This window comes from Brachyspira aalborgi (genome assembly GCF_008016455.1).
Taxonomy (GTDB): Bacteria; Spirochaetota; Brachyspiria; order Brachyspirales; family Brachyspiraceae; genus Brachyspira; species Brachyspira aalborgi.
The window spans coordinates 1,338,939-1,362,514 of record NZ_SAXU01000001.1 but is presented as its reverse complement, the minus strand read 5'-3'; the positions used below and the strand labels follow the sequence as shown (position 1 = coordinate 1,362,514).

The window sequence follows — 23,576 nt, the reverse complement described above, 5'->3', positions numbered from 1 at the left end:
TTATTTTATAGTATAATTAATCGGGAGTTTTAATGATACATATAACGAGATTTGATAAAACGATTTTATATGTTAATCCGCATCAAATAGAGTTTATGGAAGAGACTCCTGATTTAGTTATAACTATGCTTTCGGGAAGAAAGATAGTTACAAAAGACAGTTTTGAAACGGTATTAAACAGAATTATAGAATATAGAAAAAGAATTATAAACGAAGATACTATTAAAAAACCGTCTTTTTATGGAAATGAAGAATAGAATAATAGCAGTAATTTTGATATAAATATTTTTTAATTAATTTTTTAGAGAGTAAAATATGGATATAATAGTGCCTATAGGCTTTGTAGCCGTTATAGTAATTAACTTATTCGGTATTATTTCAGGAGGCGGTAATGTCGGACACATGGTCGATATAGCGTCTTTAGTTGTTACAGGACTTGGAGGAAGCACTTCGCTTTTAGTCGCTAATGACTTATCAACCGTATTGGGAGTTCCAAAAGCCATAAAAATTCTTTTAACAAAACCAAACTTTGACGAAGCCCAAATGATAATAACCTTAATAAGTTTTTCAGAGAAAGCAAGAAGAGAAGGCTTATTGGTATTGGAAGACGATATACAAGAAGTTTCAGACCCTTTCTTAAAAAAAGGCATGCAATTAGTAGTTGACGGAACGGACCCAGAACTTGTAAAAAATATATTGAATACGGAAATTGATAATATTGAGGCGAGACATGATACCGTAAGAAAAGTATTTGAAGACGCCGCTTCATTATATCCAGCTTGGGGTATGATAGGAACGCTTATAGGTTTGGTTATAATGCTTAGAAGTTTAGGCGGAGGCGGAGGAACTGAAGCAATCGGTTCTGGTATGGCTGTAGCTCTTATCACGACTTATTACGGTTCGGTTATAGCTAACGGTTTTGCATTGCCTATAGCTGGAAGACTTGCATCAAGACATTCAAGCGAAGCTTTGATAAAAGGAATTATGATAGAAGGGATATTATCTATACAGGCTGGAGATAATCCAAGAATAGTTAAAGATAAATTGGTATCTTTCCTTCCGCCTGCTCAAAGACAAAAAGTTAATGAACAAGTTGGAGATAGATAATATAATTTATTTGGGAATAGAATTAAGGATTTATAATGGCTACTACTAAATTTGGTAAAAAAGCTAAAAAAGCGGGAGATAAAGCTCAAGTTCCAGGACCTTCCGCTCCTTTATGGCTTCAAACTTACGGAGATTTCGTAACTTTGGTTTTAACATTCTTCGTTATGTTGCTTGCCTCAATGGAAGCGGCTTTATCTCAAAATTCCGCAATGCAACTTATAGCCACAGCGTTTCAAGGTTCTTTTGGCGTTTTGGACGGGGGAGCTACTTTATCTCAAAGCAGTTTAATATACGGAGGAGCGAGCGCCGAAACTTTGCCAAGCGCTGATAGAGGATATTCTATGGGCAGAAGTATAGATGAAGCCACTTCGGTTTTGGAATCGGAAATAAAAAGTAAAAAAATAAGAGTGACGGAAGATGAAAGAGGATTTGTAATAACGCTTGGAGCGGACCAATATTTTGAATCGGGAAGAACTAATTTAGTAGAAAATCAAAATAATACGGAAACTTTTATTAAACTTGCATCCGTTTTAAGCGGTTTGCCTAACGAGATAAGAATAGAAGGACATACCGATTCGGGAGCTATAATTCCAGGAAGTCAACTTGAAAGACAATTTGGAAATAATTGGGGACTCTCTGCTGCAAGAGCTATAGTTATTTTAGAAAAATTATTTGAAAATGACCAAACGGGAAAATTAGATAGAAATAAATATTCAGTCGCGGGATATGCCGACACTCGTCCTATGGCTTCAAACGATTTGCCTGACGGAAGAGCCTTAAATAGAAGAGTCGATATAGTTATAGTTAGAAGCGATGTCACTTATTATAATCAAAGATAAAAATAATAAAAAATAAAATATGCTTTTAGCGGATAAATGGAACGATTATAAAATAATAGATTGCGGAGACGGAGAAAAATTAGAAAGAATCGGAAATTTTTTAATCTCTCGTCCCGACTCTCAAGTTATTTGGGCAAAGCAAAAAAACAAATGGGAGAATTTAGACGCTATTTATCATCGTTCAAATAAAGGCGGCGGTTATTGGGAATATATAAATAAGCCGAAAGAAAATTTTATTATCAAATATCAAGATTTATCGTTTTATATAGAGTTTACCAATTTCAAACATATCGGACTTTTTCCCGAGCAAGCGGTTAATTGGCAATTCATAATTGATAAAATAAAACAATCTAAAAAAAATAATATAAAGGCTTTAAATTTATTTGCATATACGGGAGGCGCTACTATTTCTTGCGCTTATGCGGGATGCGAAGAAGTTGTGCATGTTGACGCTTCAAAAAAAATTGTAGGACAAGCGAAAAGAAATATAGAGTTAAATAAACTTGAAGATAAAAAAGTAAGGTTTATTATAGAAGATGTTATTCAATTTGTTTTAAGAGAATCGAGACGGGGACGAAAATACGATATTATTATAATGGACCCTCCAGTTTACGGCAGAGGACCTAAAGGCGAGCTTTGGCAAATAGAAACAAGCTTAACAAGATTAATGAAAGAATGCGTAAAATTATTATCTGACGAGCCTATACTTTTTTTAATTAATTGTTATACTGCAAGTTTTTCTCATATATCTTTAAAAAATATTTTAGAAACAAATATAAAAAATAAAGGATTTTTTGAAAGCGGAGAGATTGGAATACCGATAGAAAATTCAAAATTAATTCTTCCTTGCGGAATATACGCGAGGTTTTTTACATAAAAATAAACCTATTTCTTAAATTCTTTATTCAATATGTTTAATAATGAATTTTCTCAAATATTAAAAATATAGACAATATATAAAAATGTTATATAATAAAATCGTTTACAAATAATAAATTGAAAATCTATAATTATGAGATACATTTTTATTTTAACTATTATATCGATGCTTTTATATTCATGTAAAGACGCCAATGCGAGTCCTTCCAAAAATAATAAATTTTATTTTAATTCGACAAACGCGTATAATTATATAAAAAAACAAGTCGATTTTGGAGCGAGAGTTTACGGAAGCGAAGCGCATAAAAATGCAAGAATATTTTTTAAAGAAGAAATGAAATCTATGGGTTATAAAGTTTTTACGCATAATTTTGAAGCTCCTTATATTAAAGGCAGAAAAGGAGAAAATATTTACGCTTTTTTGAAAGGCGAAATTGAAGAATATATTATTATAGCGAGCCATTATGACAGTCGTTCCGTAGCGGAAAAAGATAAAAAAATTGAAAACAGAAATAAACCTATTGACGGCGCAAATGACGGAGCGAGCAGTTCTGGAGTATTGCTTGAGCTTATGAATTCTTTAAAAAACGAAAAATTGCATTATGGAATTTGTTTTATTTTATTTGATTTGGAAGACGATGGAAATTTATTTTATAATAACGGAAACGGTTTAACTGAAACGGATTGGATTCAAGGAAGCATTGCATTTGTAAATGATAAAATTTTAGAAAAGGAAAAAATAAAATTTGGAATACTTCTAGATATGGTTGGAGGTTATAACGCTAAATTTAAATACGAAAGTCTTGCTTACGCTTATTATCCGAATATATACGATAAGATTTGGGAATATGCAAAAAGTTTAGGATTTGGAAATTATTTTATTAATGAACATTACGGAATTATAACGGACGACCATATTCCATTTATAATGAATAAAATTCCTTTTATCGATATAATAGATATGGATTATAAATATCATCATACTTCAGAAGATACGATTGATAAAATCGATATTAAAACTCTCGAAGCTATTGGATTTACAATAGAATATATTTTAAAAAATGCCGACAAAATATTTTAATCTCTTATTATTTAAAATAATTAAAAAATATATTATAATAATAAAATGAAAATCAGATTAGCAAAAATTTCAGACGCTTCTTCTCTGCTTAAGATTTATTCCCAATATATAGAAACCGCTATAACTTTTGAATATATTCTTCCGACAGTTTCGGAATTTGAAAAAAGAATTGAAAATATTATTGAAAAATATCCTTATTTAGTTTGCGAAGAGAAAGGAGAGATTTTAGGATACGCTTACGCTCATAGATATATTGAGAGAGCGGCTTATCAATGGAATGTAGAGCTATCGATATATTTAGATAAATCAAGCGTTTCAAAAGGTTTTGGTAAAAAATTATGTTTAACTTTAATTGAAATTCTAAAATTTCAAGGCATAAAAACGGTTTATAGTTTGATAACATCTCCGAATATTAAAAGCGAAAAATTGCATCTTTCTTTGGGTTTTGAAAAAATCGGAGAATATCATAAAACGGGATATAAATGTGGAAATTGGCATAATGTTTCTATATTTGAAAAAGAAATTGCGGAACATGAATTAAATCCGAAGCCGTTTACTTTTATGAAAGATATTGATTTAAAAACTATAGAAAAAATTATTGAGAATTCTACAAAGTAGAAAGATATTTATTTGATTTTACAATAAATAATATTATTTTAATTTTTTATATATTGAATTATGATTTAAAATAATAAAGAATAAAATACTTGATAAAATAATTAAAAATGTTATTATATTTACAAAATATTATAATAAAATGTTATGAATGTAGAATTTTTACTTTATGCCAAATTTGATAATAAACGAGTTATTCCTATTCGAGATAGATTATTTAAAGCCATAGTGTCGTCTTTAAATGAAGTTAATATAAATCCTTTAATAATGCTTTCGGAGTATTCCGTAATAGAAAATGAAAATACTTTAATATATTCTTTTCATCCAACCGCCGACCCAATATATTTTGAATATAAAGAAAATACTTTATTTGTAACTGTAAGCACGGGAACTTTTGGAGCGGGCTACCATAAATTTATAATTAATATTTTAGACAGACTTTCAAGAAGGCTTGATATAACATTTGAAGAAAATGAAGATTATAAAGACCCAAGCGGTTATTTTAAAGAGAGAGATTTTAATAAACTCAAAAAATTTTTTATAGATTCTTTAGCCGATTATTCTAAAATGCTTTTGGAACATCATGATAAAGGTTTTGGAAATTTTATGATAGCTATGCCTTATGATTATCCAATAATAGAAAAAGAATATTTTGCGCTTTCGACTTTAGGCTATTGGGGAAAAACTTGGTTTACAGATTTAATTGCAGCGAATGAAGAAGATAAAAAAGTTTTTGCGGAAGATTTTTTTATTTGGAATGACGAAGAGATGAACGCTCAATTTTGGTTTAAAAGTTTAATTAGCATGATATGGCTTTATTTTCCTTTTAGAGAAATTATAGACGACAAAGAAAAAAAACTTTATAAAGAAATAATTTATTCTTTTGAAGAAGCTTATAAAAGAGATAAAAATTTGAGATATCCTTATAATATTTTAATAAAAGTCGCCGAATATTTGGACGATTCTAATTTGGTAAAATTTATCGAAGAAAATAAAAATAATGTCGTTTCAAATATAAATATAGGATTTAGAATGGAAAAAGCGCGATATACAATAGCGGGCGGATTTACAATGATTTTGCCAATGCGTATGAATATGAATAGAAGCGATAAAACTTTAGTGGAATTCAGAGATATTAATATTTATATAGCGATGCAAGTTTATACTTTTTCAAACGAAGAAACCGACATTATAATGGATTATGTTATTAAACAAATGGATATAGCGGACGAAGATAAGGGAAAACCTTTAAATATAAAAATAGAATCTAACGATATAAAAAATATAGCATACGAGAAAAAATTAGATAACGAAGATAATATAATAACAGTAGCCGCGATTACAAATAAATTGGCTTTGCTTATTTGGTTTACTTATAACGGAGAAGAAAACAGAGAAATTTGTTTAGACGCTATAAAGTCAATAAGAATAGACGATTAAAATAATTCTTTCAATATTTGCTTATTAAATATTATAATAAAAAATATTTAAAAAAATTATATATTAAATTTATTCGAGTTTATTATAAAAACTAAACGCTAAAATAATAACTTCTTTATTTTAAGGCTTGATATAATTTTTTTTACTATTATACTAATATATAAAAAATATTTTAAGGATTATATTTTGAAAGTTATAATTCCAGCGGCGGGAGAAGGCACAAGATTAAGACCGCATACTAATACAAAACCAAAACCGATTTTGCCAATAGCGGGTTCTACGATTATAGATTTTATAATGGACGATATTTCTTTAATACCCGATTTGGAAGAGGTTATTTTTATAGTAGGATATTTGAAAGAAAAAATGATTGAATATTTAACTTCAAAATATAAAAACATTAAACTTTCTTTTGTAGTTCAAAAAGAATATAAAGGTTTAGCTCATGCAATTTCTTTAACGAGAGAATATATTAAAGATAACGATAAAATTTTTATTATATTAGGCGATACGATTTTTAAATTAAATTTGCCTGAAATAATCTCTAAAAATGAAAACTCTTTAGGCGTATGCGAAGTCGATAATCCGAGCAGATTTGGAGTCGCTATTTTAAACGATAAAGGAATAATAAAAAAATTAGTAGAAAAACCGAAAGAGCCTATAAGCAATTTAGCTTTAACGGGTTTGTATCATATTATTAACTCAAAAGAATTATTTGAAGCGGTTGATTATATAATAAAAAACGATATCAAAACTAAAAACGAATATCAATTAACTGACGCTTTGGAATATATGATTGAAAGAGGATTAATTTTCAAAACATTTAAATTGGAAGGATGGTTTGATTGCGGCGAAAAATCTACTATGATAGAAACTAACAGACTAATAATAAAGAATAAAATATTAAGCGATAATATTAAAGATTCTGCTATAGTTCCTCCTGTGTTTATAGATAAGGATGTAAAAATAGAAAGTTCGGTAATTGGTCCTTATGTTCATATAGGAAAAAATTCTCAAATAAAAAATTCTATACTTAAAAATTGCATTATGTTTGAAGAGGTTAATATATCAAATGTTTTAATGGACGATTGCATAGTTTCCGAAAAAGCGAAATATAAAGGAAAAACAAATTCAATGGATATAGGCGCTTCTATGACAATAGAACAAAATTAAATAAACAAAATTGATTAAACAAATTAATTAAATAAAATAAAACCCATAGCCATAAATTGCAATAAGCCTATAAATAAATATATAAAAGTGTCCATTAAAAGAAGCGAAGTCGGATAATTTGTAAGCGTTATCGCAAATCGCAATTTTTCAATAATTATAAAAGTAAAATACAATAAAAAAGATATAAATATTTTTAAGAATTCGTTTAAAGAAATAAAATGACAGAAAACCATAAAATAAAAAGCGATTAATAAACTTTGAATAAAAGAAAATATTTCACAGTAATAAATCATTTTTATTCTACTATTCCAATTACGAACGCAGGGAAGCATTTCTCTCATATAGAAAAATTTTTTAATTATAGAAAATTCGAGTAAAAATCTTAAAACTAAAAAACGAATTATAAAAGAGACTATAACGAGTTGCAAATATTTAATTATTATTCTTTCCATAAATCAAATTTAATTTATAATAAATAAAAATTAAAAATTATATAAATACCATTCATCGCAATTTTTACAAAAATCTAATTTTTCAAAAACATTATCAATATAATAATTTTCAAATTGTTTCCATATATTTTTTAAATCGTTTTCGTTTATTGAAGATATTTTTTTTTCTTTGTTAATATCAAATCTGCAAATATAAATATCGCCGTAAGCGTCAATAAATAAATCTCTAGCCAAATGCCAACAACCGACTTTAATTAAAGGAGACATATCGCCTACTCTATTGTCTTCTATAATTCCTCTAAATGTATAATATTTTTGCATTATAATTTCTACTTTATACTTTTCAAAATATTTATAATATGAAGCTAAAAAATCGAAATTCGCTTTTTGTTTAGTTATTTGCAAATAAGTATTTTTAGGCTCTCTAATCAAATAATAATCTATATTCGACAAAATAGTTTTAATATCGCCGTTTTCGTAAATTTTATTATAAATATTTTCGTCTATCGCATCTAAATGAATTATTACAAAAAGATTTTCTCTTTCGTTTTGCAAATTAATTAATTTTTTAGCTTTATCGTTATCGAGCAAAAAAGCGTTTGTTTCCAAATAAATAGTCACATTTTTATTTTTAGTCGCATAATCTAAAATTTCAAAAATATCTTTATTAATTAAAGGTTCGTAAAAACTGCCTATTGATAAATGAAAATCTTCGCAAAAATTAACTAACTTATCAAATATATTTTTAAAATCGTCAAACAATATATTTTTTTCTTCTTTAGATAATTCTTTTTTTAAACTTTCGCATGAAAATAAATTTTTATTTAAAATATTTTGTCTATTATTTATATCGATTTCAATATATGCGGGCAAAGTTCTTCTTATAATAGGATTTTCTTTTATAGCTTTTACAATCTCCTCATAACTTTTATAATCGATAAGGCGAGATATTAAAATAGAATTTCTTTTGCAATCGGCAAATAAATATAATCTATAATATCTCATATCAAATTCCGAAACCAAAATTTCTATTTCAAAAAAATTCGGGTCTATAAAAACTATATCTTTTATCGCATTTTCCGAAATTTTTATATTTTTATTTTTTGAGATATTAAATAATTTTTCAAAAGCGTCTCTTCTTATTATAAAAGGAATTATTCCAATAGGATAATTTTCTCCATAACTGAAATAAGCAATATTTTCTTCATGAATTTTTGTAAGTTTTATCGTTTCTTCCGCGCTAAAAAGCGGCATATTGCATGGAATATAAATTATATTATTATAGCCTTCGCTTTCTTCGTAAATATTATTTAAATAATTTTCTATGTTTTCAATATTTTTATTTTCTATAAATTTAATATCGCAGTTTAAATTATTTTTAAGAGATTTTATTTTATTTAAAAATTGACTTTCAAATTCTTTTGAATATTTATTTGAAAAAGAATTATCGACTAATATTAAAAAATTCATTTAAAAACCTCTATTAAAATTCAATATATTTTTTAATTAAAATTAATCCGAGTAGGAAACAAGCATATCTTCCTGCTCTTTTTTAAATAAAGCTTCCGTTATTTCGTTTATCTCTCCGTCCATAAATCTGTCTAATTTATATAATGTTAAATTTATTCTATGGTCGGTTACTCTATTTTGCGGAAAATTATAAGTTCTTATTCTCTCGCTTCTATCTCCCGAGCCAATTTGTTCTCTTCTCTCTTTCGATTCTTTCGCTTTTCTTTCGGCTTCCTCTTTTTCGTATATTCTCGCTCTTAAAACTTTCAAAGCCTTTGCCTTATTTTTATGTTGACTTTTTTCATCCTGACATTGAACTACCAAACCCGTTGGCAAATGCGTAATTCTAACGGCGCTATCGGTTGTATTTACCGACTGCCCTCCAGGTCCGCTTGAACGAAATATATCGACTCTTATATCTTCGTCTTTAATAACGACATCGCTCTCCATAGCTTCGGGCATAACCGCCACAGTAGACGCCGAAGTATGAATTCTCCCTCCCGATTCTGTCGCGGGAATTCTCTGCACTCTATGAGTTCCGCTTTCAAATTTCAAACTTCTATAAGCGTCTTTTCCAGAAACTGAAAATATAACTTCTTTATAGCCGCCTAATTCCGTAGGGCTTGAGTCTATTATCTCCATTTTTAAATTTGCTCTTTCAATAAATCTAACATACATTCTAAATAAATCTCCTACAAATAAAGCCGATTCTTCTCCGCCCGTTCCAACTCTTATCTCTATTATAATATTTTTTCCTTCGTTTTTATCTTTAGGCAAAAGTAATAATCTTAAATTCGATAAAATATTTTCTTTTTTTTGATTAAGCTCTTCAATTTCGGATATAGCCATTTCTTTAAGCTCTTTATCGCTATCTGAATTTTTTATAATCTCTTCAGATTCTTCAATATGTTTTAAAACTTCTTTTAATTTTTTATATTCAAAAACTACATCCTCAATTTCTGATTTTTTTTTCATAAGCTCTTGAATCGCTCTATTATCTTTTATATTTCCATTGTTTAATTTTTCAACTATTTCATTATAATTATTTTCAACAAGCGATAATTTATCTGTAATCGACATAAAATTATTTTTATCTCCTAATAATTTTTATTATATACGATTAATTATATTTATCAACTATTTTACAAAGTAAAAAATAATAAAAGATATTTTTTAATTATTTAAGTTTTATTTTGATTATTTTAATATTATAATACTTTCGTCTCCGCATATATTTCGCACTTTCAAACGCAAAGGCTTTTTATCGCAAGCTATTTTTCCGTTCCAAAATCCTTTAGTTTTTATTCCGTCTTTAATAGTAAAAGAATTTTTATCTATTTTTATTTCGCTGTCGCTTATCCATATTCCTTTTTCGTTTGAGCAATCGAGCGATACCGATTCTATAAGTTCTAAACCGTTTTCGCTTATATTTATTGGCTTAAATTTTTTTCCGTTTTTTATAGTTTGGCTTTGTTTTTTCTGGTTATATTCGTTAATTTTTTTAATAACTCTATCGCTTAAAAAACTTATAATTTCAACTTCAAATTTTGTTCCTATTTTCTTTATATTATATTCAATCGAATCCATAGCCACAACTTCGTCAAGCAAATCTTGTAAAGGCAAAAGTTCAACTTGAGCGAGCGAATGTTTAAAATCTTTTATCATTTTATCTATATCTTTTCTATTGTCTATATCGATATAATATACTATAACTTTTTTAATCTCTTCGGGAAGTTCGCTAACGCCTTTATTTAAAATATCGTTCATTAATACCTTATCCAAAACTTTTTGAGAGCTATCGAGCAGATTCGGAACATATATGGGAACGATTCCCAATTTGCTATCGTTTAAAGCTCCTATCCAATAGTTTTTATCGAGTTCGCTTGTTTCTACAAGTCCGCTAATAAGCGTTTTTATTTTGTCCATTGTTTGAGCGGGATTGCGAAAAAGCTCTATGCCGTCTTTTATTTCTAATATATCAAAACTTGAATTTAAGGCTTTAAGTCTATCTCTTGTAGTTTGTATAGAATTTATGCCTATATCACAATGTATAAATTTTCTGCCAAGTTTATGAGCCACCGCCGCAGCCACTCCGCTTCCTCCAAAGAAATCGGCAACAAGCATATTTTCATTGCTACTTGCTTTTATGATTCTTTCTAATAATGCTTCGGGTTTTTGCGTAGAATAATCTTCTTGTTCATTAAGCAATCTATCTACAGGAGATATATCAATCCACCAATCCTCAACTATTTTACCTTCTTCACTTAAGTTATAATTTTCTTTGAATATAGTTCCTTTTTTATTAGTTCCTGTGCTTAATTTCTTATATGGAATTTTTACAAGTTCCATATTTGAAACTTTATCTTCTCCCTTTGAATACCAAAATATAGTATCATGTTTTCTTGGAAAATTGTTTTTTTGATTAGCTGGTCCCGTATAGCACCAAATAATCTCATTTACAAAATTATCCTCCCCAAAAACCTCATCCATTAAAATTTTTACATAATGCCCGATATGCCAATCCAAATGCACATAAATGCTCGCGTTTTCGCTCATTATGGATTTTATCGCCGTTAGATTTTCATACATCCAATTTAAATAATCTTCTTTATTCCAAATATCGCCATACATTTTTTCCTCAAAACTTTGAAAATCTTCGCCCATTTCGATTTGCGCTTGCTCTATGGCTTGCGCTATTTTAGGATTTTGCCTTATATACACTTTTTTCGCATAATCCGCTCCGCTTGCAAAAGGCGGGTCGATATAAACTAAATCTACCGTAATTCCTTTATCTTTTAAATACGCGCATGCCGATAAACATTCTCCTCTAATAAGCATATTTTCGTTATTATTTTTAGAATTCGATTTTACAGTTTCTAAATGTTTCATTTCATAAAGTGGCATTCCTCTTAATATTTTATCCTTTACTCTATCGTTATCGCTATATTTAAGAGTCCTTGTAAAATTATCTAAAATCGCTTGTCCCGTTATCGTATCGGGATAATATGGAATATATTTTATTGGCATTGTCTCCCCTTAATTTTTTTTAAAAATTTAACTAAAAAAATCTTTAAGTTTTTTATCTATTTCTATAATAGCTTTTTCGTTGGAATCTTCTATATAAAGAAATTCAAATCTATTATAGCCGTATTCTTTATTATTTATATTTATAAATTCTTGCATAAAATTTTTTTTATCTTCAAAATTCTTTGAAAAAACCGCGCCTTTAGTTTCTAATATTAATATTTTATCTATTTTATTTTTAATTCGTTTAATAATCAAAAAGTCTGGCGTATAATATCCTAAACTTATATTATCTTTATATGTAAAGATTCTGAAATTTGTAAGATTAGATTCTCCGTTATAATAAATTTCAAGTCCAAAATCGTTGAAATCCTGCAAAGTAAGAATTTGATTAAAAATAGATATTTCAAAATCGCTGTCGGTTCTATATGGCAAATAATGATAGGTTTTATCTCTATGAGGATGTTTTTTAGTTTTAGATTGCATAAGCGAAATTACATCTTCGTTGCCCGTTTGTTTTAACATTTCTATAGCTTGCAATTCTTTTTTTGTTAACTCTCTTCCTAATTTGCCGTTATCTTCGTCAATAATAGATTTTACTTCTTCTTGCTCGGGAATAAATCTTCTCTCTTCCTTGCTTTCCACAAATAAAGGAGATATTAATCTTTCTACAAGCAAAAGTTCGGCGCTTTGAGGCAATATTTCTTTTTTTATATTAAAGTCTCTTTTGTCGCTGAACGCTTTTCTTATTAAAGATTCTATTTCCGTTTTATTGTATTTATCGTCAAAGTATAGTTTTTCATTTTTAGCATAAGTAATATTATTAAAAATATTTTTAAGTTCGTCTTTATAGGTTTTAAGCTCTTTTAATTTTATAGTATAAAAACTATTTTTTTGAATTTTATAAAGCCATTGATTAAAATTTGCGTATTCTTCTTTTTGAATATATTCTTCGATATTTTGATTTATAATATTATCTTTAAAATCTTTTTCTATAATTAAAGTTTGTTCGTTTTCTATACAATCTAATTTTGATAAATCTTCTTTTGGATTCGATTTTCTATTAAGGACGCTTTCATATTCGAGTTTTATTTGATAAAAATCAATAAACGGAAGATTTAGCTGTTTTGTTCTATCATAACGATTGATTTGTATTTGTTCTTTTTGCGCTCCTTTTTGAAATTCTTCTATGCTTATTTGTTGTTCGGCTTTAAGTTGCATTGAAAGTTTATTAGCGTTTGTTTCGTTAAGATAAATTAAAGCTTTTTCGTCTTTATTTTTTTCTACTTGACGCAAACATCTGCAGCTTGTTTGAAGCGTCATATTTGTAGGACAATCTCCTTCCTGAGATAATATTACGGCGCTTAAACTTTTGCAATCCCAACCTTCTTTGCCGATTTGAACAAGCAATATAACTTTAATTTTAGATAAAGGGGAATCGAGATTATCAAAAATATATTGAGCGTCTTTTGGTTCTGGATAATAGCTATTTCCTTTATGAAATTTCAATACGGCTTTGTTATGGTTAATTTTATATTCTAAAAGAATTTCGCATACTTTAGGATAAATAATATTTTCAAGATTTTCAATATTCCCGCAATAAATAGCTATTTTTGAGCCTAAATTATTTTTGTATTTTGTATCGTTTTCAAGAAATTCTCTTAAGCCGCTTTCTACAATCTCTAATCTATTTGAACTATAAGATATTTTTACGGTAGGAGTTTTTAAGAAGTTGCCTATTCCTTTAATAAGCGGATAATAATATACGATATTAGAAATTTCTTTATATTCTATTATAATATCGTTTAATTGTATCTTTTCTTTATTTTTCAAGTAAGGCGTTCCTGAAAATCCCGCCGCCATATTTATAGAACCGTTTTTATTCCATTCATTAACGACTTGCCTAAGTTTAATATTATCTTTTGCCGCATGATGCACTTCGTCAATAAAAATACTGAGATTTGGTATTTTTGATATCGTATTACGCAATTCGTTTGCTTCTATCCAAGAAAGTTTTTCTTCGTTAGTCGCATCTTTATACAAGGTAGGCTCTTTATCTATTTTATCTAAAATTACTTTTTCGGCGTTTGTAATCAAAACTATTCCGAACATATTTGAATAAGGCTGATATGAAGAAATTTTTGCCACATTCGGATTTCTAATTTTATTGCTTTTTTTATCCGTTTTACTTTCGTTTAGAATTTCAAATTTTATTAATCTTTTTAGATTTGAGGCGCTCGGTTCTGGAACAATCCATGAAGGCTCAAATGTTTGTATAGTTTTGAGGCTTGGCAAGATAGAAGTTTTTAATCCTGATGGAACTAATATAATAAAATTATGAGCGAAATTTTTATTTTTTATTTCATTTTTAGCAAAATATAAATCAAGATAAATAAAGCTTGCCATTAAATAAGTTTTACCCGCTCCCATAGGTAAAGAAAATAAATAATCCGTATAATCTACTTCGTAAAAAAGTTTCATGAAAAAAGATTTGTAATCAATACCGTTATATTCTTTTTCAATGCATTGAATAAGATTTTGCTTATTGTTATATAAAGCGTATTGATAGAGAGATAATGCCTGTGGATTTGCTTTGAGGTATTTTCGTAAATTATGAGATATTTTGAGAGTATCAAGCTCTAAAGAATTAAAAGTTCCTTCATAAAAAAGTCGCCATAAAGGTTTATTATCGCATGCTATTTTGAGATATAAATAAGTTTTTATAGCTTCGATTTGAGCGTCTCTTAATTTATTTTGTTTTTGTATATAGTTTATAATTCCGTTTACGGCACAATCTTTAGATTTATACCAAATATCTCGTTTTTTAGTAATTATCGAATGAAACATTAAATATCCTTAATTAATTATATTAATTTATTGAATATATGTATAGTATAACATACAAATTTATTTTTTCAAGCTATTATTCTAATATATTATTTTGTTCATAAAATATATTAATATTTAAAAATTTAGAATTTTATTATATATAATATTTTTAGAAAAGATTTAAATATTAATTCTTTATTTTAAATCAATATCAATATTAATATAATTTGATTTTACAATCGCATTTTTTATAACGCTATTGTTATAATTGAAAATTTTAATCGGAATATTATTAAGTCCTTTCAAAGTATAAAGAGTAAGAATGTCAATATCGTCTTTTTTATAATCGATAAAAATATTTAATTTAATATTATCTTCTTTTAATTTAATCGCTCCGTATATATCTTTTTTAAAATATTGCAAAATATTAAGCAAAGCGAAATTATTTATATTTGGCAAATTAAATAAATTTTTATTAATATAAAATGAAATATCGGAATTATAAGAAATTGGAATTTGATTTAAAATATTAATTTCTTTTAATGTATTCGTTTTCGAGCTTAAAAAATAAATTATCTTTTTTAAGTTTATATAATTTTTAGTTATAATTAAAAGTCCGTTATAAAATGCAAAATATAAAAAAGGTTTATCGTTTCCTACAATAAAAAATTTCATTCCGTCATAATTAATTTTATTTATATCGTATTCTATTTTGCCAATATTTAATTTTTTTATATTTAAAAAATTATTTGCAAAAAGATTTATCAATTTTCCCGTATCTAAAAAATAAAATAATTCAGAATCTTCAAAATTATTATTATATTGCCATAACAATATAGAGAAATTTCTTTTATTTAAAATAGACGAAATTATTTTAGCGGACAAATTAGAATTATTTTTTAAATTATTAAAAGTTTGTAAAAAATCGGATATTTTTATTTCGTTTAATAAATTATTATTCAAATTTTTCGCGCTTATATAAACTATGCTATCTTTAGGCATTTTCACTTTATGCATATATTTTTTATGCAAACCGTAAGGATAAAATCCATATATAAGAATAGTAGATATTATAATTAATAATATTATAGATAATGTAATTATAAATTTTATTTGTCTGCGTCTTTTTATGCTTATCATAAATTTTATTCTCTTAATAATAAATTAAAAAATATTATTTAAAAGTTATATCAAAACAACTAATATTTGTCAATAAATTTAAAATTATAAATATTTTTACGCTTGCAAATCTTAAAAAATAATGTTAAATATAATTATCAATTCTTTAATTAAATAATTAAATAAGGTGAAAATTATTAATAAAAACAAAATAAATAAAATTATAACTTCAATTTTTCTAACGATTTTAATATTATTCGTAAATTCATGCGATACTTTCGATATGTATGTAAGAAAAGGTTTGGAAGGAGTTAATTTATACGAGCTTACCGTTTACGGCGAGGCTTTGGGTAAAGATGTAAAAGTTGTAGAACTTGCAGGCTTCGATGTAAATAATTTTAGAAATGAGAGAGTTTCTTATTATATAAATATGTATCAAGGAAATTGGAAACCTCATATGCAAAGAATAATAGACAGAGCGCAGATTTATTTGCCTTATATAAAACAAGTTTTTAAAGAAAAAAATGTTCCCGAAGATTTGATATATTTGCCAATAATTGAAAGTAGCTTTAATCCTCAAGCAATTTCGCATGCAGGAGCGGCGGGACTTTGGCAGTTTATGCCAATGACGGGAGCTATATATAATCTTAAAGTTAATTATTGGGCGGACGATAGATTTGACCCTGAACGCTCAACTAAAGCGGCGGCGGAGCATTTAATAAGACTCGATAAAAATTTTAAATCTTGGGTTATAGCTTTAGCGGCTTATAACGCGGGGGGCGGAAGAATTTCAAGAGCTATAAAAAAAGCTAAAAGCAATAATTTTGACGATTTAGTTAAAGCGGATGTTTTGCCAAAAGAAACTAGAGAATATATACCAAAATATGTGGCGGCGGTTATAATAGCTAAAAATCCCGAAAGATTCGGATTTAAAATAAACAAGCCTAATGTAATTTTTCCTCAAGGCGATTTGGTTTATATTGACGATGCGGCGGATTTATCTATAATTGCAGAAATGATTGAAGTCGACACGGCGGATTTGAAAGCTTTAAATCCTCATTTGGCAAGAAATGTAACTCCTCCTTCAATGATTAGATATCCTTTAAGAATTCCCGAAGGAAAAGAGAAAAAATTTTACGATACATTTGGCAGTATTCCTGCAGAAGAGAGAATTACTTTCAGAAAGCATGAAGTTAAAATGAATGAAACTCTTTCGCATCTATCGAGATTTTATAATGTTCCTATTCAGGCTATAGTTGAAATAAATAAATTAAAATCTAAAAATATAAATATCGGGCAGCAGGTTATGATTCCAATTCAGGGATTAGATAACGCTAAACAAGTAGATATAGCACAATACGAAGAGGAAAGAGAGAGACTTCGAGACGGAAGATTTGTTTATTTTGAATCTTTGCCTCCGCCCGATTACGAATATAAAGATATAATGTATCATATAAGAGAAGGCGATACTCTTTGGATTATAGCGAGAAAATTTAAAATTGATATTTCGGAAATAAAGGCTTGGAATAAATTAAAAAACAATGTTCTTTCTGTTGGCAGCGAAATATTTTTAAGAATTCCCGTAAATAGAGATTAATTTTTATTTTAAATTTTCAATAATAATATTGAAATTCATTCCCAAAGATGCTTTTATTAAAATTGCCGTATCTTCTTTTATAAACTCTTTTATTTTAGAAATAGAATATTCCGCTTTTTCAAAATAATATTTTTCGCAATTAACCGTTTCATAAATATATTTTGAATAATTTCCGCAAGCTATAACCACATTTATATTATTTAAAGAATTAATCAAATCGCCAATCTCTCTATGATAGAATTCGCTTTTAGGTTCAATTTCAAGCATATCTCCAATTACCGCAATTTTTTTATTCTCTTTTCTTTTCGATAAATAATTAATCATATTTTTTAAAGCGGAAGGATTTGAATTATAGCAGTCGTTTATTATAATGCATTTGTTTATATTTATTATCTGCATTCTATTTTTTGGCGATTTATAATTTATTAAAATTTTAGAGCATTCTTTTAAATCCGTATTATAAATTTCCGCTATTTTCAATGCCGATAAAATATTATTTAAATTAAAATCTCCGATTAAATTATGTTTAAAAATAATTCCTTTATATTCAAAAGTTTGATTATCAATTTTAATTATATCTTTAATGTCAATTTCAATTATATTTAGATTTTTCTTTTTAGCTTCTTTCATTAAAGTTTCTACTTGATTTGAATTTTTATTTATTATGGCTATAGCGTTTTTTTTCGCGTTATTAAATAATTCGCTTTTTGCCAAAGCTATATTTTTTATAGAGCCTAAATTAGATAAATGAACTTCTTCAATATTATTTATTAAAATTAAATCGGATTCTATAGCTTCCGATATTCTTAAAAGTTCGTTTTTATGATTCATTCCCGCTTCAATAATCGCTATTTGAAAAGTTTTATCTAAATTAAAAATTGTTTTAGGAACTCCGATTTCATTATTTAAATTTCCTTCCGTTTTAAGAACTTTGTATTTTGTCGATAAAAATAAAGCCGTTAATTCTTTAGTCGTTGTTTTTCCGCAACTTCCCGTTATAGCAATAATCGGAATATCGAATCTTCGTCTATATTCTCTTGCAAGTTTTATAAAAAAAATAATCGTATCGTCATAATAAAAAACTTTAGCATCTTCGGGCATTTTTATGTTTTCGCTTAAAATAAAATATCTGCAGCCTTTATTATAACAATCTAAAGCGAAATCGTTTCCGTTAAATTTTTCTCCTTTTATCGCTAAAAAAATTTTATCGTTATTAAAATCTTCTCTACTGTCGGTTGAAATATATAATTCTTTATTTTCTTCTTTTTCTATATTTTTTAAATAATCGGCTTTTAATTCTTTTGCAACTTTTATTATATCTTTTAAGCAAGTTTTTCCCATTTAATTTTATCTCTTTAATTAAAAAATAATTTTATAAAAATATTTATAATAAGAAATGTAATTATTGTCAATAATAATTATCATAATTTAATTATGAAATCTTTAATAAAAAAGTCAATATTTGAAAATAAATATTTAACCGTTCGCATATATTAAGGTTGATATATATTATACATTATGTTATTATTTATAAAAAATTACATAATATTATAGGCAATGGATATGGTATGAAAGTTATATCTGGGAGATTTCTCTCAAAAACGGAATTAATAAATAAAATATTGAGAGATATTATTATAGCGATATTATTCATAGCCATATTAGTTTTCATATACTTTCAAATACGAAGTCCTATTCCCGTTAAATTTATTTTTAAATCTTTATTTCAAGATGTAAAAAATAATGTAATTGAAGAATATTCTAAAATATATTATCCGACTTATTATTTTTCAATGCAAATGACGCCGATATTTGACACTATAGGACAGTCGGAAGATATATACAAAGTTTTAATTACAAATTTTTTCCCTAAACATAACTTTATTGAAAATGCGGCAATGCGATTTGGAAATAGTTATATGGCAATAACGAAAGAAGGAGAAGGCTATAAAGTTATAGGAAATATAGTTACCAATAACGAAAGTAACGCTTATCATTCAATGCCTTTTGAACAAATAAGTATCGATTCTTTTTATGTAAGAAATAATAAACCTTATATTCATTTGCTTTATATAGCGAGCGAAGATATAGCTTTTGAATATAACGCTTTGTTTAATATTAATTTGCAGGCAATAGATATAAATAATATTAAAGATATATACGCTTATTTGGTAACGGGAAACAGTAAAATAACTTTTCCAATATCCGAATCTACAACCAACGAAAGCCCTTCCGATTATATGGAAATTGCAAATATTCTAACCGAAAGATTTTTTGAATCTGAAGACGATATATTAAAAATTTCTTATAATAATAAAAATTATTGGGGATATAAAGGCATTTTTACGGTTGCAAATAATACAAATCAAATCGGAATAATAATTCCCGAAAAGGCTTTAATAAAGAGAATACAAGTTCCCGCGCTTTTAATATTTATTTTATTTGTTATTATAGTGATTTCTATTATAATAGTTCTTGCGACTCATTATGTAAAAATAATAGAAGATTTAATGACAAATCATGTAGATATAAAGAAAATTATAAACGAAGGCGAAAGCGCTGTAGTTGAATTTAAATCTACTTTAAGATACGACAGTTATAGCGAAAAAATAAATAAATCTTTGGAAGAGGTTATAATGAAGTCAATCGCAGCTTTTGCCAATGCCGAAGGCGGAAGATTATTTATAGGAATATCGGACGATGGAAAAATTTTAGGTTTGGATTATGATTATTCCACTTTAAAGCAGGGAAATAAAGATTTTTTTGAACTTCATTTAAGAACTCTTATAGAAAATTATTACGGAAATTCTTTTTCGGCGGAATGCATAAGGATTGATTTTATAGAAGAAGAAGGCAAAGATATATGCATAGTTTATATTAATAAAAGCAATAAACCAATATATACAAAAATAACTAATAAACAAGGCGCTAAAGAAGAAAAATTCTTTATAAGAGTCGGAAATTCTTCAAGAGAGATAGCGAGCGCAAGCGAAATAATCGCCTATGTAAATAAGCATTTCAAAAAGTTTTAATTGTAAAACAAATACTTGACTATTTATAATAAATTATATATAATATAATAAAAGTTTTAAGGATAAAACAAATATTTTATTGTTTGTAATTAATATTAAATAAAAGGAGTTAATTTATGTCTGAAAATATATACGATTCTATTATAGTGGGTGGAGGACCCGCTGGACTTTCAGCTATGTTATATTTGGGAAGAGCTTTAACAAATTCTTTGCTTATTGAAAAAAAAGGAATTGGCGGGCAGATGATGAATACCGATACTATTGAAAATTATTTAGGATTTCCCGAAGAGATAAGTTCTTTTGAGCTTGTCGATAGAATGCAAAAGCATGCCGAAAAATTTTCTAAAAATCCGATAGAATACGATGAAATAATAAAAGTTGAAAATATTAACGATAAAATAAAAACTTTATTAACAGCCGATGGAAAAACTTATAAAACAAAAAGCATAATACTCGCTATGGGCGGTTTTCCTAGAAAATTGGGAGCGAAAGGAGAAGAAAAATTTTCGGGAAGAGGCGTTTCATATTGCGCAACTTGTGACGGAGCATTTTACAGAAATAAAACCGTTGCCGTTGTAGGAGGAGGAAATAGCGCTTTTGACGAATCTTATTTTTTAACAAGATTTGTAAATAAAATATATTTGGTTCATAGAAGAAAAGAGTTTAGAGCGGATGCGATAAATGTTAAACATTTAACAGACACGGGAAAAGTAGAATATGTTTTAGATTCCGTTATTGAAGAGATTTGCGGAGAAGAGAAAGTTTCAAGCGTGAAAATAAAAAATGTTTTAGATAATAAAATTCATGAGCAAGCGGTTGACGGAATATTTGTATTCGTTGGACAAGAGCCAGCTACCGATTTCTTAAAAGATACGGGACTCGATATGAAAGAAACAGGACAAATAAAAGTAGATTTAGCCACAATGTCTACAAATATTAAAGGCGTATTTGCATGCGGAGATTCGGTAGTAAAACCAGTTCGTCAGGTTGCAAACGCAGTCGGAGAAGGAGCAATTGCTGCAATGATGGCTACGGAATATTTACAGCATTTATAGGATATATAAACCAATGAATTTATGGAATAATAGCGTAGAAATAGAATTTTTTAACGAATCCTTAAAAAAATTTGCTTCTAAAGAAAAACTTTTTTATAACCTAAATGGAGAATATTTTGCTTATATTCCGAAAGACAAGGATAAACAACAAAATCTTACTTTACAATCGAGAAATAGTTTAATAGGACATTTTACTGAAACTTGGGCTAAAAATATTTTATATCCTATAGCTAAAAAGTTTAATCTATACGCGTTAAATAATGTAGTATGCGAAGAAATTGGTTTAACTAAACAATCAAGCGCAGATATTGCATTTTGTAAAACGGTAGATACAAATCAAAAATCAGAAAATATAAAAATAATATTTGAAGTTAAGATGAGTATAATCTCAAATTATAAACTTGAAAATAATAAAGTAATATGCATAGGAGATTATAAAACACATTGCGGTAATCCATCACTTTTAAGAAGTGACTCTATGCTTAAAGCTATAGGAAAATCTATAAATATAAGAGTATCGAGTATTAAATCTTCTCATATTCCTATAATTGTTTTAGGCAATAGTCCTATAACCGAAAATTATATTAAAAAAGTCGATATGTTGAAAAAGACGGGAGTAATACAATCTTTTATTTCGTTAAATCCTAATCCTACAGAAACAAAATATATAAAAGAAACTCCTAATTTTGGTTTTAAAACTATAGATAAAGAAAAAGATTTATTAGATTTATTAGAAAATTTATTATCTAATGAACTTAATTATTTTTCTGCAATGCTTTCAAAACAAGAACTTGGAAATATTATTAAAATTGCAAGTAAAGAAAAAAGCAATGAAGATATTGCGTCAAAATTTTTGGAATTAATAAAGGAATAATTTATTATTAAATGAAAGGAACTAAAACAAGCTCATTTGGAACGAAAGGAAGAGTAGCTCATGATTCTTCTAAATTTTATAATTCAAAATTATATAAAGAGATAAAAAATAATAATTCTGATATTATCGTTAATGAATTTCCAAACGAATTATTAAATACAATTATTGCTAGTTCATGCGAGAATATGAAAGATATTCCTAATAATTCTCTGCATTTAATGATAACCTCTCCGCCTTATAATGTATCGAAAGAATATGATAATGATTTATCTCTAAACGAATATTTGAGTTTACTTAAAAATTGTTTTACTGAAACTTATAGAGTATTGGTTGATGGAGGACGGGCTTGTATTAATATAGCGAATATTGGCAGAAAACCTTATATACCGTTATCCGATTATGTATCAAAAATTATGATTGAAATCGGTTTTAATATGCGAGGTGAAATTATTTGGAATAAATCCGCAGGCGCTGGAATATCTACGGCTTGGGGAAGTTTTCAAAGCGCTAGTAATCCTATATTGAGAGATGTTCATGAATATATTTTAATTTTTTCTAAAGGCAATTATAAAAGAGAAAGAAATAAAGAAGAAAAAGAATTAAGAAAAGATAATATAACTAAAGAAGAGTTTATAGAATGGACTAAAAGCGTTTGGACTATGAATACTGAAAGCGCAAAGAGAATAGGGCATCCCGCTCCTTTTCCTGAAGAATTACCGAATAGATTAATAAAACTTTTTTCATTTACAAACGATATTGTAATAGACCCGTTTATGGGAAGCGGAACTACAGCTATAGCTGCGATAAAGAATAATAGAAATTTTGTAGGTTATGAAATAAATAAAGAATATATTAATCTCGCTAATAATAGAATATTAAACTTGAAAGAAAAAATTTCATAATTGTATTATAATTAAAATTATGCTTACATTTAATTAATTTGCATTATAT

At 27.1% G+C, this 23,576-nt stretch carries 20 protein-coding genes; 13 read left to right on the top strand and 7 right to left on the bottom strand.

From position 1 onward, the window contains the following. Positions 1-32 precede the first annotated feature (32 nt). From EPJ79_RS06120 to EPJ79_RS06085, 8 genes are all read left to right on the top strand, one after another. Positions 33-257 (top strand): flagellar FlbD family protein, encoded by a 225-nt coding sequence (locus EPJ79_RS06120; RefSeq protein WP_021957990.1) that lies wholly within the window; start codon positions 33-35, stop codon positions 255-257. 58 nt (positions 258-315) lie between these two features. Further along, positions 316-1,107, top strand: coding sequence for a motility protein A (locus EPJ79_RS06115; protein WP_147738822.1), 792 nt, complete (start codon positions 316-318; stop codon positions 1,105-1,107). 35 nt (positions 1,108-1,142) lie between these two features. Then, positions 1,143-1,946 (top strand): OmpA family protein, encoded by an 804-nt coding sequence (locus EPJ79_RS06110; RefSeq protein ID WP_021957988.1) that lies wholly within the window; start codon positions 1,143-1,145, stop codon positions 1,944-1,946. Between the two features lie 19 nt (positions 1,947-1,965). Then, complete coding sequence (locus EPJ79_RS06105) at positions 1,966-2,823, top strand: RsmD family RNA methyltransferase (protein WP_021957987.1); 858 nt, start codon at positions 1,966-1,968, stop codon at positions 2,821-2,823. Positions 2,824-2,958: 135 nt separating this feature from the next. Beyond that, a complete protein-coding gene (locus tag EPJ79_RS06100) occupies positions 2,959-3,906 on the top strand; it encodes a M28 family peptidase (RefSeq protein ID WP_147738821.1) in 948 nt (315 codons plus the stop codon). 45 nt (positions 3,907-3,951) lie between these two features. Further along, the gene (locus tag EPJ79_RS06095) at positions 3,952-4,524 is read left to right on the top strand and encodes a GNAT family N-acetyltransferase (protein WP_147738820.1); all 573 of its coding nucleotides are present in this window, start codon (positions 3,952-3,954) and stop codon (positions 4,522-4,524) included. A 144-nt stretch (positions 4,525-4,668) separates the two neighbouring features. After that, a complete protein-coding gene (locus tag EPJ79_RS06090; protein ID WP_147738819.1) occupies positions 4,669-5,961 on the top strand; it encodes a hypothetical protein in 1,293 nt (430 codons plus the stop codon). A gap of 186 nt (positions 5,962-6,147) precedes the next feature. Further along, positions 6,148-7,134, top strand: coding sequence for a sugar phosphate nucleotidyltransferase (locus tag EPJ79_RS06085; RefSeq protein WP_147530812.1), 987 nt, complete (start codon positions 6,148-6,150; stop codon positions 7,132-7,134). Positions 7,135-7,157: 23 nt separating this feature from the next. On the opposite strand, the gene EPJ79_RS06080 is transcribed toward EPJ79_RS06085, so the two are convergent. The 6 genes from EPJ79_RS06080 to EPJ79_RS11720 all read right to left on the bottom strand — a co-directional run bounded on the left by EPJ79_RS06080 (position 7,158) and on the right by EPJ79_RS11720 (position 16,088). Continuing rightward, the gene (locus tag EPJ79_RS06080) at positions 7,158-7,586 is read right to left on the bottom strand and encodes a hypothetical protein (RefSeq protein ID WP_147529648.1); all 429 of its coding nucleotides are present in this window, start codon (positions 7,584-7,586) and stop codon (positions 7,158-7,160) included. 30 nt (positions 7,587-7,616) lie between these two features. After that, positions 7,617-9,056 carry a spiro-SPASM protein gene (locus EPJ79_RS06075; protein ID WP_147738818.1) on the bottom strand — a complete coding sequence of 480 codons (1,440 nt, stop codon included), beginning with the start codon at positions 9,054-9,056 and terminating at the stop codon, positions 7,617-7,619. 42 nt (positions 9,057-9,098) lie between these two features. Then, a complete protein-coding gene (gene prfA / locus EPJ79_RS06070; RefSeq protein ID WP_147738817.1) occupies positions 9,099-10,175 on the bottom strand; it encodes a peptide chain release factor 1 in 1,077 nt (358 codons plus the stop codon). Positions 10,176-10,292: 117 nt separating this feature from the next. Further along, positions 10,293-12,122, bottom strand: coding sequence for a DNA-methyltransferase (locus EPJ79_RS06065; protein WP_147738816.1), 1,830 nt, complete (start codon positions 12,120-12,122; stop codon positions 10,293-10,295). 27 nt (positions 12,123-12,149) lie between these two features. After that, positions 12,150-14,966 (bottom strand): DEAD/DEAH box helicase family protein, encoded by a 2,817-nt coding sequence (locus EPJ79_RS06060; RefSeq protein WP_147738815.1) that lies wholly within the window; start codon positions 14,964-14,966, stop codon positions 12,150-12,152. Between the two features lie 177 nt (positions 14,967-15,143). After that, the gene (locus EPJ79_RS11720) at positions 15,144-16,088 is read right to left on the bottom strand and encodes a hypothetical protein (protein ID WP_208745255.1); all 945 of its coding nucleotides are present in this window, start codon (positions 16,086-16,088) and stop codon (positions 15,144-15,146) included. A gap of 229 nt (positions 16,089-16,317) precedes the next feature. On the opposite strand from EPJ79_RS11720, the gene EPJ79_RS06050 reads away from it, so the two are divergent. Further along, positions 16,318-17,664 (top strand): transglycosylase SLT domain-containing protein, encoded by a 1,347-nt coding sequence (locus tag EPJ79_RS06050; RefSeq protein ID WP_147560155.1) that lies wholly within the window; start codon positions 16,318-16,320, stop codon positions 17,662-17,664. Positions 17,665-17,667: 3 nt separating this feature from the next. On the opposite strand, the gene EPJ79_RS06045 is transcribed toward EPJ79_RS06050, so the two are convergent. Continuing rightward, positions 17,668-19,005, bottom strand: a complete 1,338-nt coding sequence (locus tag EPJ79_RS06045) for a UDP-N-acetylmuramoyl-tripeptide--D-alanyl-D-alanine ligase (RefSeq protein WP_147738814.1) — start codon at positions 19,003-19,005, stop codon at positions 17,668-17,670. Between the two features lie 227 nt (positions 19,006-19,232). Between EPJ79_RS06045 and EPJ79_RS06040 the strand changes: the two genes are divergently transcribed. The 4 genes from EPJ79_RS06040 to EPJ79_RS06025 all read left to right on the top strand — a co-directional run bounded on the left by EPJ79_RS06040 (position 19,233) and on the right by EPJ79_RS06025 (position 23,527). Further along, the gene (locus EPJ79_RS06040) at positions 19,233-20,696 is read left to right on the top strand and encodes an AlbA family DNA-binding domain-containing protein (protein WP_147738813.1); all 1,464 of its coding nucleotides are present in this window, start codon (positions 19,233-19,235) and stop codon (positions 20,694-20,696) included. Positions 20,697-20,812: 116 nt separating this feature from the next. Further along, positions 20,813-21,751 (top strand): thioredoxin-disulfide reductase, encoded by a 939-nt coding sequence (gene trxB / locus EPJ79_RS06035; protein ID WP_147559941.1) that lies wholly within the window; start codon positions 20,813-20,815, stop codon positions 21,749-21,751. Positions 21,752-21,764: 13 nt separating this feature from the next. Next, positions 21,765-22,625, top strand: a complete 861-nt coding sequence (locus tag EPJ79_RS06030; protein ID WP_147738812.1) for a hypothetical protein — start codon at positions 21,765-21,767, stop codon at positions 22,623-22,625. 11 nt (positions 22,626-22,636) lie between these two features. Beyond that, the gene (locus tag EPJ79_RS06025) at positions 22,637-23,527 is read left to right on the top strand and encodes a DNA-methyltransferase (protein WP_147738811.1); all 891 of its coding nucleotides are present in this window, start codon (positions 22,637-22,639) and stop codon (positions 23,525-23,527) included. Positions 23,528-23,576 lie beyond the last annotated feature (49 nt).

What these genes read in the sequence shown, in the direction of transcription:
- EPJ79_RS06120 (WP_021957990.1), top strand. Translation starts at nt 33, where the DNA reads ATGATACATATAACGAGATTTGATAAAACGATTTTATATGTTAATCCG.
- EPJ79_RS06115 (WP_147738822.1), top strand. Translation starts at nt 316, where the DNA reads ATGGATATAATAGTGCCTATAGGCTTTGTAGCCGTTATAGTAATTAAC.
- EPJ79_RS06110 (WP_021957988.1), top strand. Translation starts at nt 1,143, where the DNA reads ATGGCTACTACTAAATTTGGTAAAAAAGCTAAAAAAGCGGGAGATAAA.
- EPJ79_RS06105 (WP_021957987.1), top strand. Translation starts at nt 1,966, where the DNA reads ATGCTTTTAGCGGATAAATGGAACGATTATAAAATAATAGATTGCGGA.
- EPJ79_RS06100 (WP_147738821.1), top strand. Translation starts at nt 2,959, where the DNA reads ATGAGATACATTTTTATTTTAACTATTATATCGATGCTTTTATATTCA.
- EPJ79_RS06095 (WP_147738820.1), top strand. Translation starts at nt 3,952, where the DNA reads ATGAAAATCAGATTAGCAAAAATTTCAGACGCTTCTTCTCTGCTTAAG.
- EPJ79_RS06090 (WP_147738819.1), top strand. Translation starts at nt 4,669, where the DNA reads ATGAATGTAGAATTTTTACTTTATGCCAAATTTGATAATAAACGAGTT.
- EPJ79_RS06080 (WP_147529648.1), bottom strand. Translation starts at nt 7,586, where the DNA reads ATGGAAAGAATAATAATTAAATATTTGCAACTCGTTATAGTCTCTTTT.
- EPJ79_RS06075 (WP_147738818.1), bottom strand. Translation starts at nt 9,056, where the DNA reads ATGAATTTTTTAATATTAGTCGATAATTCTTTTTCAAATAAATATTCA.
- prfA (WP_147738817.1), bottom strand. Translation starts at nt 10,175, where the DNA reads ATGTCGATTACAGATAAATTATCGCTTGTTGAAAATAATTATAATGAA.
- EPJ79_RS06065 (WP_147738816.1), bottom strand. Translation starts at nt 12,122, where the DNA reads ATGCCAATAAAATATATTCCATATTATCCCGATACGATAACGGGACAA.
- EPJ79_RS06060 (WP_147738815.1), bottom strand. Translation starts at nt 14,966, where the DNA reads ATGTTTCATTCGATAATTACTAAAAAACGAGATATTTGGTATAAATCT.
- EPJ79_RS11720 (WP_208745255.1), bottom strand. Translation starts at nt 16,088, where the DNA reads ATGATAAGCATAAAAAGACGCAGACAAATAAAATTTATAATTACATTA.
- EPJ79_RS06045 (WP_147738814.1), bottom strand. Translation starts at nt 19,005, where the DNA reads ATGGGAAAAACTTGCTTAAAAGATATAATAAAAGTTGCAAAAGAATTA.
- EPJ79_RS06040 (WP_147738813.1), top strand. Translation starts at nt 19,233, where the DNA reads ATGAAAGTTATATCTGGGAGATTTCTCTCAAAAACGGAATTAATAAAT.
- trxB (WP_147559941.1), top strand. Translation starts at nt 20,813, where the DNA reads ATGTCTGAAAATATATACGATTCTATTATAGTGGGTGGAGGACCCGCT.
- EPJ79_RS06030 (WP_147738812.1), top strand. Translation starts at nt 21,765, where the DNA reads ATGAATTTATGGAATAATAGCGTAGAAATAGAATTTTTTAACGAATCC.
- EPJ79_RS06025 (WP_147738811.1), top strand. Translation starts at nt 22,637, where the DNA reads ATGAAAGGAACTAAAACAAGCTCATTTGGAACGAAAGGAAGAGTAGCT.